The following is a 13907-nucleotide window of genomic DNA, read 5'->3' as shown; positions in this document are numbered from 1 at the left end:
ATATTTGAAATCGTACAGGCATACCGCAAAAGACTTGGCGATCATCTGCCGGATAAATGGGTTAATGATAGAAAAGGACTTTCCGGATCCTGGCGTACCGATCACCATTGTTGCCCGAAAGGGATTGACCAGATTGATCCAGCCCTTCCGTACTTTTTTCCCATAATAAAAAAGCATCGGTATGTTTACAGAGAAAGGAGTTTCTACCTTAAGGGTAGGCTGCATGAAACTTTCAGCCTCCACGTTCCACTTATCTTTACCAAGACCGGAACGTATGATCTTGGACACATTGTCCATAGAAACGCTGATCATTACCGCACCAAAGAGCGAACAGATAATATACCCGAGATCATACCAGGAAGTATAGGCAAATACCAGGGTAGAAGGCTTTTCAAAGAAATAGATACTTCCAAAATATAACAGCAACCCGGCACAGAGTGGATAAACAACCTTGCTTTTCACATCAAAATCCGGTTGCTTTTTAGACAACGTACCAATACTGACCAGACAGATCAATATCAATATAGACAGCTTGCTATAAATCAGTTCATCATAAATGGGAAGCAGTTTTATCCTGTAAAGGCCTTTTGAAAATAGTCCCCAGAACGGTGCATCAATGTAAACAAAGAGGGTAACTTCCAAAAAAATGCAGAAATAGATCAGGCACTGGAGAAAGCCGTGGAGCTTTTGGATCTCTTTAGACTCTTCCATAAAAGCAACAAATTACTGGTCAAGGGCATCAGAATCCAGCAGGTCCCCATATCTTATCCCGAAAGATACTACCCTGCCAGAGACCTGCTTTTCGGAAAGCGTGACATTAAGGATCTTGTTTCCCGGAAAGGTGAATTTTCTAAAAACGAACACATTGCGGTAGTACTTATTGAAAGATGAAACCTTCGAAAAAACATATTCCGGCACGAGGTCAATTGACTGGCTGTTTGAAGCCCGCAAAAGTTTTTTATCATCAATCTTAAACCTGACTTCATCAATATCAACCTTTAGGTTACTTTTGTTTAGATAACTGATATCCAGGAATACATAATCCCCAACGCTTGCAATTTTATTCAGTACAGCCTTTAGTCCATATGCATTTGCCCTGACAGATCCACCTGAAGAAGATTTTCTGAACATTGAAAGTGCGTAACCCCTGGCTTCAGATTCAGATAGCCCAACATCGGGCAACGATATGGGCCGCATATCAAAAATCCCAATATCCATATTGGCCCTAAACAGACTATCCGATCTGCCTTCATCATAAATCAGGCTGAACTGGGAGATATTCTTTTCTCCAACAACGGTAAGCACAGATGAAAAAGCAGAAGCACAGGAGTCGATCAGTTTTAGTCTGAGCAAGTTCCCCACCGGAATATCACCGTGAACCTTCGGTGTTGAAATATCGACATACCGGATATTTTCAGGTGAAAGGATATGCACTGTCATATCTTTTTTAAGATATATCACAGTAAGTGGTTTGTTCAAAGGAAAAGTCTGGGCAAAAGCATGCCAGGTGGCCAAAAAGCTGAAGGCCAACAGAAGTATTTTTTTCATAAAATTTATTTTAATTGTTTCTGGAAAGATTGGGGATCGATAAGATAAACGCGGCTATTGTATTTTACCTTGGCCTTATTTTTTTTGATCAGCCCTGAAATTGCGGAGGAGGTTGACGTAAATATCTTATCCACCGCGCTCATCAGGAACTCCTGCTGATCTTTAGCGCCGCCCTGGGTAGAAAAGCCCTGGACTGACTCAGTTCCAAGGTCCCGCGAAAACTCCCTAAAGTTTGATGAAGGAACATATAACCCCTCAAGACCGTCAAGGTCATAAATTTCGAGCCTGACAGGGATAATTCTGTCCCCTCTGGCAATGGAGGTAACACTTAGCTTGACCCGTTGCTGGGAAAAACCAGAAATTTCAGCAAAGAGATAAGTCCCTTTCACCAATGGCAGGGAACCAACAAAAAGATCTTCCAGAATCCGGATCCTGATCCTCGAACCGGAATAACCCGTCACATTTTCATCGATCACAGCAAGAATAGGCCTTTTCTCATTTTCTGCCATTACCGTATTAAAAATACCGCCGGTAATAGCAGCTTTGGTTACCGATTGGACATCTGCAACTGTGGCAGCAAAAGCAGGTTTTAATTTTTCCTTTCTTTTAAGTTCCGCCTGGTACTGCGGATCATTTGCCTTACCCATACTGTCCATATAGGACATCTGCTTTTTAAATACCTCCATTGGGTCCGCTTCATGTTCTTTGACCATTTTGTCCATGACAGGCTGCCGGATTGGTTTTCCACCCCCAGCCAGTGCAGAAAGCGCTTCTGCCATTACCCTGTCTTCCGTAGAAAGTTGGGGCTTCCGCCTGCTACCAAGCCCGAAATCCGATGAAGGACCTGCCGCAGTACCGATCACCCCGGTTCCTCTACTTTTAAGTATACGGTCTATGGAATCCAGTTTATTTTTCTGGTTTCCAGTTTTAACCATAACTGCTGCAGCCTCATCGCCTTCAATATTATTTATCGCAGTAGTTCCTTGCGAATCTTTGTAGCGGTCCCGGTATGCATCAAGTTTGTCAGTAAGGCCACGTTTTCTGACCTGGTCTGAGATATCAGCAACATTACTGTTCATCCCATCCTGGGCCACGATCTGTTTTTTTTGACCGGCCGAGCTCTGGTAGACATAAAAGAACAGGCATAAAAACGGTAACGCGAGCAAAGGCACTACATATCTGGGCTGTTTCAAGTTTATTTTCATGGTTGTTGGATTAGTTTAAGTTCAAGCAGTGCATCTTCCAGAAAGACAGAATCAGACTGCGAAAGCTTCTTTTTGTTTAAAACTGAATCTACTTTGTCCCTAATGGTCATTGTCCGGCGTAGATTTTCCGCAGTTCTTGAAATAGAATTCAAGCCCTTGGTAATTGCTGTGGGATTTTGAACACCTTCATTCTTTGTACCCAAAAGAGGTGTACTCGAAACGCCTGTTTTAAAATCAGAACTGAACGACCTTATCACCGAGTAGATCAGCACAATAAGCATACATACGAATATCCTTTTTGGATGCCTCGACAGAATAGATACTGAGCACTCGTATATTTTTTTGATATAAGGTGCAAGCTCATCCCGCAGGTCTGCCCATACCGTTTTTTCCGGTGCCCTGTTAGAGCGAATTTTTCTGAACATTTTCGATGTCTTTATTTTCAATGGTTTTCCAACCGGTGATCAACACCCCGTGGGGATTATTTTCACTCCTTGGTATATCTTTCAGGTAACCTTCGGTAACCAGCGAGCGGGAAACTGTCGTGCTGCGCCGGTCTATTTTCTGTTTTCCATAATACCTGAAGTATAGATGTGGCAGATCAAGAAAAATAGAATCGGTCTGCAGGGTCAGCACAGAACTGCTGGAAAGAACCGAACTGAAATACCCCTTTTCCTTAAGGTCATTGTACTGGCGGGCACCCGATTCATCGATCAGGTACATGGCCCGTTTCATCTGGTATTCAATAAAACGGTCATCAGGTGTGAGCGAAAAGAAAATGGAATGGAACAGGTCAATGTGGGCTTTATATTCAGCTGGACGGTTTATCTGCACGTCGGTCTGTTTGGCGAGGATCGGCACATTATTATCCAGTATATAAATGCTTTTTCGGGCGGATATGACCTGTTTATAGGCGTAAACCGATACCACAATACTTACAGATAAGGCAAGCAACAAGCTCCCCATAGATACAAAAGTGGCCAGGCGGATCTTGGATTCGATATTTTTAATGATCATAACAGATAGTTAAAAGTTAAATAATCAAAAGAATTTTCCGGATACTTTTTTGGCCATTCCTATAACAGTCTGGGATCCACGGCCAAAATTCGATGCAGCGGAACTGATCCCGGAAGTAGAGATAATCCAGGTCGAAATGCTTGGCACAGTGAACATGCAGATGGCGCCGATCAAAAAACTCAGGATCACCGTTCCAAAAGACAGGATCCCATTTCCGGCAAACCAGGCCATTTTTTCCATATTCACCGCTTCCCCGTTCTCCCCTATCAGCTCCTTATACCTGCTGATCTCCATAGTCATAGCCGTTTTCTGAAGCAGGGCGATAATGTACATCACCAGATATCCGATCCCTAAATAAAGATTTACCGAAACAAACCTTGCGATCCATGTAGTTAAAGAGTCCCTGAAAGAAGGCAGGATACTCGCCGCAACGGCAAAAGGCCCGAGGATAATCAGTATTGCAGAATAAATGATCTGGATAATAAAAAGCACATAAACAGCCAGGCGAAGGATCCAGATTCCCAGCAGTTCCAGCAGCTGCGTTACCAATAGCTGCATGCCTATCTTCAGGCGGTTTTTTAGTTCAATGACCGGACTAATCACGGTTGACATTCCCTCTTTCACAGAACTGGTGACCGAGTCCCATGCCTGTCCGATCCAGGTATCTGATTCTTTTTCAGCAAGCTCCGTCTCCGCCTGAAAGCTGTAAAGGGCGTTGGCAACCTTGATCATATAATCAGCACGGATCAGCCGCAGGTTATTGACGTTGGCCTGCTCGCTCATGTACATCTCTTCAGTTTTCATCGCCACCATATCGGTCGGAAAAGCAATCACCTTGGTAAAAGCACCCCACCATAGTATGATCATCACGAGTCCGAACGGCCGGAGCAGTGGCATGATCTCCAGTTTTTTGTCCCCTGAGATCATCTCATAAGACTTTATGGCAAAAAATATGATCATGAATATAGCGGCCAATGCCTTGGCATCGGTGATAAAGAGATCGAAATGTTCCCAGAGGGAATTTTTCAGTCCTTTTAAAAACACCATCACTCCCTCCTCATAAACACCGTTTCCCTGCAGAAACTCAAATGACTTCCTGTAATCGGAAGTCTGGGCTGATGCTCCAATGGTTAATACCATCAGGATAAAAATTAACCCTATATATTTTTTCATAATAAACAGTTTAGGATGATATTAATATTTACGGCTGCGCAGTACTTCCCGGGCTATTTCCACATCACTGTTCTCATCCCATTTTTCGATCCGGGTTTCCTGGGCTTTAAGTTTCTTTTGGAGCAGCCCCTGTGAAATAAACCTGCCAGCGGTTGAAACCCTTGTAGACCAGATGCCCATCAGCTTGCGGTAATCCATCAGCATCCCATGATAGGAAAGTATCCTTGCACCGCGGTCCTGATTACTTTTTCTTGTCAAATCAAGCCTTTCAGCCAGCACCCTCATTTCACCGTTATACCAATCGTAAATCCCTTCACTGATCAGACTGGCTTTCGTACCGGCGTTTAAACCCTCAAGGGCGAGCAACGGATCAAAATCGGTCACAGGCCTTAGCTGACGGGAATAATAAAGCAACCATAAGGGATCAGCAGCGGACAATAGCCCGGAATGGCCCAGGATTTCTTCTTTCGCCACATTTCCCAAAGAATCTGAATGAAGTTCATACGAGCGGTCAGCATCTTTTTGAAGTCCTGCCAGCGATAGCCGCTGTAACTGTGGCCCTGCTCCCGCCAGAGGGCGCAGATCCGTCTTTGGATAATTCGGGTGCAGCCCCCAGGTGAGCCAATAATAGGGGTTGATACCAAGCCATCCCGAAGTCGGGGTAAACTTTGAACGGTCCCATTGTTTGAAAACCATACGCTCCTGCTGATAGACCATGCTTTCATCCCTGATCGATTTCTGGGCACCACAAAACAATGCCGGAAGCATCAACAGCATAAAAACAGGCATAATCATCACTACTGTGGTTGTTCTATTTTTTTTCATCTTTTTAAGTATTTAGTATTCCTGATAATATCTTCCACCATGGAGCGGTCCTGATTGATAAAGGAAGCAAAAGGATTGAGCGAAGAAAACATGCCCTTTATTTTGGCATAATACATTGCTTTCCACGCGCCATAAGTCAGCCCTGAAAGAATGTGCAGTTCGGTATTGATCTTGCGCAAAAGCGCATCCCTTGCTGCGTGATCCATTAAAATATCGTTGCCGCTCTTGAGCACAAATCCGGAAACTTCACTAAACAGGCTCAACGCCCGTGAATTCATCTCACGGTACATGTCTTCTGCGAAAAGCAACAGATAAGGCTCCGATTTGGCAAGTTCTGCCATCTGGGTAGAATAATTCAGGATATCCCCGCAGATCAAAGCCATATTTTTGACCATCAGCCCTCCCCTTAATGCGGAATTGACATTGGACAGTCCCTCATAGATAATGCTCTGCGCGGCCACAACTGTCGCGCAGTTTAAGTTAATCTGCTCCAGGCTTGCGTTAATCCTGTCCAGAAATTCGTTGTGCGTCATTTCCGCGGCACCCCTCACTGCAAAATTCTCATTGACAATGCCAAAGTGCCTGGAATCAAAGACCACCCGCTGGGCATATCCCTTGAAAAAACAGAACCCAAGAAGCAAAACACTCAGCAACACCGAAACCGGCAGAAATAATTCCTTTTTCATTTTTTTAAGTATTTGGCGTTTTGGATAATATCCTCAATAAGCGAACGGTCGGTATTGATGTAATCTGAAAATGGGTTCAACTGCATGAAAAGTGCCCGCATATTCCCGTAAGAAATGATATTCACCAGTCCACTTGATATGGCACGCAGCTTTGAGAGTTCGGCTAGAACAAAATCAAACAGGATCTTTCTATCCGAAACTTTCATCTGGTTGACCGCCCCAATGCTTACTGTTAACCCTACAAGGAAAGACAGCAGATCTTTGGACCGGGAAAGAAACTCGGCCTCAGTTTGGTAAACCAGCAAAAGCAAGGCGGGATTCTCTCTGGCCAGTTCATAGAACTTTACCTGATCATCGGTTATGCCCTGAATCAATGGCACAGCCTTTAATCCGATGTCCATGGCAACCATTGCCGTACCGATCAGATTGAACCTTCCCTGTATTTCCCGGTAACTGTTTTTAAGCTTTGCAAGCATCGTCCGGTTCGCCTGCTCATTGATCAGGCTTACGCTCTGCCTGTCCCTTGCCACCTGCTGCTTTTCATATTCAGATTTTGAATCGCTGACCAACTGGTGGATCCCGGGAATGTTGAGCGCTTTCTGCTGGCCCTGGCTCCCAAAAAAGCAGCCTAAAACCAAATGTATGATCAAGATAAAACTTTTCATTTTTTCAAGTATTTAGCTTCCGAAATAACCTGATTGGCAATCCTGACATCCATGTTTACCCATCCTCCCCAGGGATTGAGCGATGCAAACAGTCCTTTCATTTTTGCCCAGTACATCGCCCTGTGCATCCCATAAGCAGTGCCACGGAGAATCCGCATTTGGGTAGCAATACTGTTAAGCAATTTTGAACGCTCGCCTGCATCCATGAGATTTCCCTTGCCGCCTTTCAGCACAAAAGCGCCAACCTCCGTTCCAAGTGAAAGTGCCCTGACCTTAAATTCGCGCGCACCCTGTTCTGCGAATAGCAGCAATATGGGATCAGATTTTGCCAGGGATACCGTTTTCTCTACGTCACCCACAATATCAAGTCCAATCTCACCGATCTCTTTTACCGCCACCAGGTTGTTCATCACCGCGGCAACCTGGGTAAGCCCCTGATAGATCCGGTCCTGCAGATCGTTTACGATCAATAGCTGACCGGTCACTGCAAGCTGGCCTTTTGAGATCAGGCTCAGATTATCATTTGTCCGGTTTAACTGTCCATTGATCACCGAAGCGTGCCCCGCAATCGCACCCGAAGTGAGCGGATCGACATAAAGCGTCTGGGCCGAAGTATAAAGCCATGGCAGAGCAATTAAAAACATAAGTATTGTTTTCATATCCTATTGATTAATAATAAAATTTAACTGATTATTGACCCGAAGCATTGTTAACGGAAATGACAAATTCACCGATGGATAGCCCACTGGCCTTCAGGTCGGAAACAAAGGCATCGAGCGCCGCGGGATAAGATCCAAACCGTAAAACATAACTTTCTACCGCCAGTTTTTCAGGCTTTTCTGTAGTGTAACAGAGATACTGTTCAAGCGACACCTCTACCCCGTATACTTCACCCACCGCACCCCTCCTGATATACACTTCTTTAAATCTCCCCCTGCCAGACCGGTTATCCAGTTGATTGATGCTAAAAATTTTCCTTTGCTCAGTTTCACTGATCGAGAGCAAAGCTGCAATCTCTTTATAACTGTCTTTGAATTTGGTCTGGTCGAGCAATATGACGGTATCGGAAGAACTGACGATTGTGTTTTTCACAATTTCATTCCCGATGATATCTTCCAGGTCCTGGGTGACTGTGATAATCTCCCCCCAGAATTTACGGGCCGTTTTATAAACAAAGACCATATAGCCTGCCATGAGCGGAGACGAAATCGATTTCCACGCCTCTTCTATTTCCAACAACTTCCTAAAACCATTTCTGTGCCTCAGCTTTTGGACATACACATCCATAATAATGAGTGTCACAAGTGGGAAGAGTATTTTATGCTCCTTCACATTGTCAATTTCAAAGACGATAAAGCGCTCGTTCAACAATGAAGTGTCACCGGGTTTGTTGAGGATCGTACCGAATTCTCCGCCCCGATAAAACTTCTTCAATATAAATCTCGCCTGCTCAAAGTCAAAAGGAACTGATTCCTCTTTCATGATCAGCGGGATCTTGTAGAGAGAAAACTCATAAAAGGAATCAAAACATAGCGATCCGATTTTCGGCACATCCGGCAATGGATTGAACCAGTTGGCATAATAGGCGCCGATTACATTCGACCAGATATCCTTTTCCAGTTGCGTGGCCGTACCGTCCTGCCCTTTTACGCAAAGGATAATCAGGGTAGATAGGAAATCCTTTTTTTCGATATTGTATTCCTGCTCACTCATCGCAAAGGGATTCATCGTGATCGGCTCTGCTTCCGAATAAGTGATGTATTTACCGCCAAAGTAACTGCAGAGCCCGGAATAGGAATGACCGGTATCAATGATCACCACGTCCATGTTATACAGCTGGTACTGCTCCAGAAGCGAATTCATCAAAAAAGATTTACCAGTACCTGAAGGCCCGAGCACAAATTTATTACGGTTATTGATCCTTCCTGTTGCCATTGGCAGATCCTCAGGATCAATTGACACCGGCACGCCTTTCCTGTCTGTAAAACGGACCAAAAAACAGGACTCTTCGTCTTTTCGAGGCGCTTCTTTAAAAAACAGACATAGCGCCGCTTCAGCAGTAGTGAGAAAAAAATCGTACTTTTTAAGTTCAACGGCATTTCCGGGCAAGCAGGAACGAAACAGCTCCATCTGGTTATAGGCATTCTTTGAAGGCACTATTCCCATCTGAAAAAGCGCACTCTCTATAAAATTGCAGCTCTTGGAGATATGTTCATTTTTAGCACAGACCACAATATTGAAATGTGCATTGATGAGCACCTGATTGTCCCTGGCCACATCATCAAGCAGCATCGAGATATCTTCCACGCAAATAGTGTTGACAGGGTCCGGAATCCCGGAATGCCTTTTCTTTTTTAGCTCCAGCGCTGAAAGCACCTTGGACTGCGAAGGGATTTCAATCACCTGGTTATAAAGCAGGCAGTCAAAATCTGGAACCCTGAAAAGAAAAGATAACATATCCACCGGAAAATCCCTTATCCTTCCGCCTTCCGCCAGATTACCAAAAGCCGGAAGATCCTGCGGAAGCTCAATCTGATCAATATCTATGAGCGGGATGCACCGGACCGTCTTGTCCCCAAGACCGATGCCAGTCTCCCCGGATTTATAATTTTCCAGGGAAACCGGCCCCTGAGAAAAATTCATGGCCATCGTCCGCAGGACAAGTTTATTGATTTCCCTTTCCCGCAAGAGATTGGGCATCATGCCGCCAGCCACCATAATATCCATCACCTTGGATATCATCTGCCTGAAATCCCGCAGGGCCGTTTTATCATACTTGTAAAAACGTGAAATTACAGACTCTTTGGTGATGACCAGATACGTCTGCTGCTTATTGAAGATCCGTCCGGAAAAGTGTTTATTATAGCTTTGCTGAAGATATTCTTGAGCGGGGGCTGAATGGAAAACAGCTTTTGAGACTACATCGATCTTCTGGATCATATGCCCTTCCCCTATGATGCCCACCAGGTTCATGAAAACAGAATGGAAATTTTCAAAGGCTTCCGCATCGGCTGCATACTGACAAACAGGGTTTTCCATTTCGATCACCACTGAAAATTCACCGTTCATCCCGTAGAGCAGATCTTCGCTCATCCCCACATCAACGCCCATATAGGGAAGTTTAAATTCGTTCTTGCCTGACATATCTATATATTTTTTGAAGATTGCACCCGTGCAGGTAAATTCCCCATAACTTATTTTTATCGTACAGCCCTTTTTTCTGGCGGGAGCCAAGCCAGAAAAACCCTGAAAGGAGCATACCGATCATGACTATCGCCCCGACATACATACTCATAATGGCCATTAACAACGCACCAGAAACTAAGGACAACAATAAAATGCCAAGGCCCCAATAGATAAACCTGCCCTTGAAACCCTTATAGGTCAGTGGACGTTGCAGGCCTTTGTATATTTTATATCTTTTGGCTTCCATATCTTATAGCCCGAAGAAAGCCTTAACGATCAGCGAAGAAAGAACCAGGAAAAGGCATGAACCGCCCCATCCCATCAGCTCTTTGTTAATATCCTGGTCACCACTGTTCCATTTGGAATACACCCTGATCCCACCAACAATACCTACAATACCACCGATAACCAGCGCAATATTGGATGCCGGATCAACATAGGTCTTTAAGGTCGAGGTCGCGGTATTCAATCCGTTGACGCCGCTCTGGGCAAAGAGAAAACCAGCTTCGGTTACCAGAAACAAAAGGATAATGAAACGTACATTCTTGATTTTTTTCATAACAGTTTTAAATAAAGGATAAATGGATGGAAATAAAAAAAGCCCTGAAAGGGCTATAGAATTAATGGTTAAGAATCACTTTAAAGACCAAAAAGGTGTAAAAGAAAGGTCCAGGTCAAAAGCAAAAAAAGTGCTGAGAAAAACCAGGCGGGAATATCCATACTTACATCTTTTCCCAGTTGCCATTTATGGTAGATCACTACAGCCCCCATAATGGCAATCAGTGCGGAGACCACATATGAAAAGTCCCGCATCGAAAAAAAATACTCCCTGATCCATGAATGCGCCTGCCCCATTTCAGCAATACCTGGCTGGGCCAGCAAAACCACAGGACTTACAACCAAAGCAAACAGTTGCACCAGCAACAGTAATAACAAATGCCTAAACCTTTTCATAATCAAAAGCTTACTGCCTTGGTGTATTCGATGGATTCATCCCTGGCAAGCTCAAAGAGCTCCCGTATGGAAATCCCGCCAGAGGAAACGATAGGCGAATCTGATGCATCCCCCTCACCTTCCCCGATAAAGTAATCAACTTCTGAAAACCCAGGGTCCAGATCCTCCATTGCTATTTTTTTCGGCAGATCGGAAGAAGAAATGCCAACGGAAACCACCTCCGTACCGCTGTCCTTAACAGCCACACCAATCCTGGAATAATCAAAAAACAGGTTGACCCCATAATAAAAGCAGTAGCTGCCAAGGAGATAAATAATAAATTGTGTCCATGTCATAGTTCGAAATTTTCTAAGGTTTGTTTGATATAAGTTTTAAGTTCCGGGTGCTTCTGAAATAGATAATGGATGGAAAACGCGATAAAACGGTTCATATCAATTCCCGAAGCCAGCTTAAAACTGTTCAGCAGCTTTACCGTCCTTACATCCAGCCTTGGATGGAGCATATGGGTATTGCCCGAACAGTCAAACCCCTTCATCGCCTCCAGAATCCCGGCAGCGGCTGAAAGGGTTTTCTTTTCCATAACAAGCTTCCCCTTTGTCGCAACAGCACGCCCAGTCCCATTACCACCAACAAGCTTCCCCTCAAAGGGCAGCGATATTGACCTGCGCAGCTCATCTGCTATTGAAATAATCTTCTTTTCCATAATACATCTTATTGGCTGGCAGGTTGTGGAATAGAAAGACTGATATGGCTTTCATAAATCTTTTCAAAGACAGGAAGAATGATGGGATAAAGCACCAACGGGGTCTGAAAAGTACTTGTACGCTGAAAATCCACCCGGTCAGAAATCGCTGCAGTCAAAGTCCCGAAGCGGATCAGCTGGTGCTCAACTTCCGTCTGGGTTTCATACTTCACATTTCCCTTTACCCTATTTGGTACAAAAAAAACGGGAACATCCTTATTGATCTTCTTTAAAACCACAGAAAAGAGAATTGTTGAATCAAAACTGAATTCATCATAAGAAAAAGGGCAGATTACAAGATCTGCAGAAGCAAACACCGGCATCAGGCCATCATCATCAAGTTTTCCGGGAAGATCAATGACCACAATATGTTCCGGACTTTGGGAGAGCACAGTAAACATGGAAGGAAAATGTTCCAGTCCCGCAGCAATGACCTCATAAGGTTCAGTGTTCTCCAGTATTTTGGACTTCTCATATTTCTGGGCCAGCGACTGCTGATAGTCCATATCAATAACAGTGACCCGCCGTTTTTTAACAAGGGTTAAAAAATTTGCAAGCAATAGCGTGAGCGTACTTTTTCCAGCACCCCCCTTTTGGTTTCCGATAATTATCAGCATGATTAATTGATTTAAATTTAACGTGTATTGGTACGGGCCATGCCCTTGCGCTGACGGTTCCTGCCAAGGATAGCTTCATCGTCAATATCTTCCGCCAGGTCAGGCAGGCTTAAAACAGAACTATCATAATTTGAGCATCCGGTAACAGCTTCCGAAGGTATTCCCGACACTCTACTATCCAAATTGGTGTCTTCCGCCATCTTGCCATTAAAAACATGACCATCCTTGCTTTCCCCAACCAGCAATGTTATTTTCATCACCTCAGAGCCTTTGAATACATTCTTGTCAGCATGGTCAATAATAGTATAGCCGTAAGGAAAATGACCACCTGAATAATGAAAGATGAACTGTAGGCCAAATCTGGAAGATAAAAAATCCCCCAGCTCAGAGCCATAGCGGAATAATGGATCAGGATTGTTATCAGCCGATCCATTCCGGTCGAGGGGTAACGGACTATATTGGAGTTTATATTTATTAATGATTTCCCGAAGCTGCACAACCCTTTTAACGGTGCTCTTATTCAGTAAAATCTGTTTGTCAACTTCAGAAAGTTTTATACTATGTACCTGTCCATTCTGACCACTTATTTTTAACTGCCCAACATGCTCATCTTTCTCTGTCTTAAAACCCATAACCTCAAACAAAAGCCTGAACTGTGCTACTGTGGAAAACCTGTATTTCAGCATTTTAACGGATACAGATTTAATATCCGTTTTAGCATCCTGCTCCAAAACCTGTGAAAGCATTCTGATAGATCTCAGTTTCTCAAAAGCCGAGGATATCTTTTTCCCAGTTTTATCGATCCTTGTGGACACCGCGTGAATGTGGTTATTTTGTGTATCATTATGAAAAACAAGCAAATAAGGATTCTTCCCATAACCCATTTTTGAAAGCCAGTTCTGGGCAATCCTGGTCAGGTCTTCTTTAAGTGTTGATCTGCCCCTGGCAGAAATGACCGCATGAAACTGAGGCTTTGAAACCCTTTTATTTACTGAAGAAACCGCCTTAAAATAATTGATGTAATCAGAAGGCCTGAGCGAAGAAAGAAACCCAAGCGCACCGAAGTTGGAAACATTCACCAATTCCCCCTTCCCTAGCTCAACCTTGTCCGTATTATAATTCACTCCAGAGAAACTGGCAGAAGAAGAAAGTATCTTTACAATCATATATCAGGATATTTAGTCACATCGTTCAGCAGTTATAAAGATCCAAAGCCATTTAACAAACCATATAACCAGCCCACCAGAAACACAGCTATAAAGTTTCAGCGTTAGCCACATAACTGAATA

General features: G+C 43.9%; 18 protein-coding genes. All 18 read right to left on the bottom strand.

Going from position 1 to position 13907, the window contains the following annotated elements; translation table 11 throughout:
• On the bottom strand, positions 1 to 711 hold a 711-nt coding region (locus tag R2S57_RS18770; protein WP_316846475.1), incomplete at its 3' end, for a YWFCY domain-containing protein.
• Between the two features lie 12 nt (positions 712 to 723).
• Positions 724 to 1548 carry a DUF4138 domain-containing protein gene (locus R2S57_RS18765; protein WP_316826086.1) on the bottom strand — a complete coding sequence of 275 codons (825 nt, stop codon included), beginning with the start codon at positions 1546 to 1548 and terminating at the stop codon, positions 724 to 726.
• 5 nt (positions 1549 to 1553) lie between these two features.
• Positions 1554 to 2753, bottom strand: coding sequence for a conjugative transposon protein TraM (gene traM, locus R2S57_RS18760; protein WP_316846474.1), 1200 nt, complete (start codon positions 2751 to 2753; stop codon positions 1554 to 1556).
• A complete protein-coding gene (locus R2S57_RS18755) occupies positions 2750 to 3178 on the bottom strand; it encodes a hypothetical protein (RefSeq protein ID WP_316846473.1) in 429 nt (142 codons plus the stop codon). The genes traM and R2S57_RS18755 overlap by 4 nt, the downstream gene beginning before the upstream one ends.
• Positions 3156 to 3770 carry a conjugative transposon protein TraK gene (gene traK / locus R2S57_RS18750; RefSeq protein ID WP_316826083.1) on the bottom strand — a complete coding sequence of 205 codons (615 nt, stop codon included), beginning with the start codon at positions 3768 to 3770 and terminating at the stop codon, positions 3156 to 3158. Before traK ends, R2S57_RS18755 begins: the two co-directional genes overlap by 23 nt.
• A gap of 24 nt (positions 3771 to 3794) precedes the next feature.
• Positions 3795 to 4943, bottom strand: coding sequence for a plasmid transfer protein (locus R2S57_RS18745; RefSeq protein WP_316846472.1), 1149 nt, complete (start codon positions 4941 to 4943; stop codon positions 3795 to 3797).
• Positions 4944 to 4964: 21 nt separating this feature from the next.
• On the bottom strand, positions 4965 to 5768 hold the full coding sequence (locus tag R2S57_RS18740; protein ID WP_316846471.1) for a hypothetical protein: 804 nt from the start codon (positions 5766 to 5768) through the stop codon (positions 4965 to 4967).
• A complete protein-coding gene (locus tag R2S57_RS18735) occupies positions 5765 to 6454 on the bottom strand; it encodes a hypothetical protein (RefSeq protein WP_316826080.1) in 690 nt (229 codons plus the stop codon). The genes R2S57_RS18740 and R2S57_RS18735 overlap by 4 nt, the downstream gene beginning before the upstream one ends.
• Complete coding sequence (locus R2S57_RS18730; protein WP_316846470.1) at positions 6451 to 7119, bottom strand: hypothetical protein; 669 nt, start codon at positions 7117 to 7119, stop codon at positions 6451 to 6453. The genes R2S57_RS18735 and R2S57_RS18730 overlap by 4 nt, the downstream gene beginning before the upstream one ends.
• A complete protein-coding gene (locus tag R2S57_RS18725; RefSeq protein ID WP_316846469.1) occupies positions 7116 to 7778 on the bottom strand; it encodes a hypothetical protein in 663 nt (220 codons plus the stop codon). Before R2S57_RS18725 ends, R2S57_RS18730 begins: the two co-directional genes overlap by 4 nt.
• A gap of 31 nt (positions 7779 to 7809) precedes the next feature.
• Entirely contained in the window at positions 7810 to 10263 is a 2454-nt protein-coding gene (locus R2S57_RS18720) for a TraG family conjugative transposon ATPase (RefSeq protein WP_316846468.1), read from the bottom strand.
• Positions 10241 to 10552: a plasmid transfer protein gene (locus R2S57_RS18715; RefSeq protein ID WP_316846467.1), complete on the bottom strand. Its 312-nt coding sequence runs from the start codon at positions 10550 to 10552 to the stop codon at positions 10241 to 10243. The genes R2S57_RS18720 and R2S57_RS18715 overlap by 23 nt, the downstream gene beginning before the upstream one ends.
• Positions 10553 to 10555: 3 nt before the next feature.
• The gene (locus R2S57_RS18710; protein ID WP_316846466.1) at positions 10556 to 10864 is read right to left on the bottom strand and encodes a DUF4134 domain-containing protein; all 309 of its coding nucleotides are present in this window, start codon (positions 10862 to 10864) and stop codon (positions 10556 to 10558) included.
• 80 nt (positions 10865 to 10944) lie between these two features.
• Complete coding sequence (locus R2S57_RS18705) at positions 10945 to 11259, bottom strand: DUF4134 family protein (RefSeq protein ID WP_316846465.1); 315 nt, start codon at positions 11257 to 11259, stop codon at positions 10945 to 10947.
• 2 nt (positions 11260 to 11261) lie between these two features.
• A complete protein-coding gene (locus R2S57_RS18700; protein ID WP_316846464.1) occupies positions 11262 to 11594 on the bottom strand; it encodes a hypothetical protein in 333 nt (110 codons plus the stop codon).
• The gene (locus tag R2S57_RS18695; RefSeq protein ID WP_316846463.1) at positions 11591 to 11962 is read right to left on the bottom strand and encodes a hypothetical protein; all 372 of its coding nucleotides are present in this window, start codon (positions 11960 to 11962) and stop codon (positions 11591 to 11593) included. The genes R2S57_RS18700 and R2S57_RS18695 overlap by 4 nt, the downstream gene beginning before the upstream one ends.
• Positions 11963 to 11970: 8 nt before the next feature.
• On the bottom strand, positions 11971 to 12618 hold the full coding sequence (locus R2S57_RS18690) for a ParA family protein (RefSeq protein ID WP_316826071.1): 648 nt from the start codon (positions 12616 to 12618) through the stop codon (positions 11971 to 11973).
• A 17-nt stretch (positions 12619 to 12635) separates the two neighbouring features.
• Positions 12636 to 13784, bottom strand: coding sequence for a relaxase/mobilization nuclease domain-containing protein (locus R2S57_RS18685; RefSeq protein ID WP_316846462.1), 1149 nt, complete (start codon positions 13782 to 13784; stop codon positions 12636 to 12638).
• Positions 13785 to 13907 lie beyond the last annotated feature (123 nt).

The organism is Pedobacter psychrodurus (assembly GCF_032678585.1).
GTDB classification, from domain to species: domain Bacteria; phylum Bacteroidota; class Bacteroidia; order Sphingobacteriales; family Sphingobacteriaceae; genus Pedobacter; species Pedobacter psychrodurus_A.
Note: the sequence above shows the minus strand (reverse complement) of the source record. Positions and strands in the feature narration are given on the sequence as shown.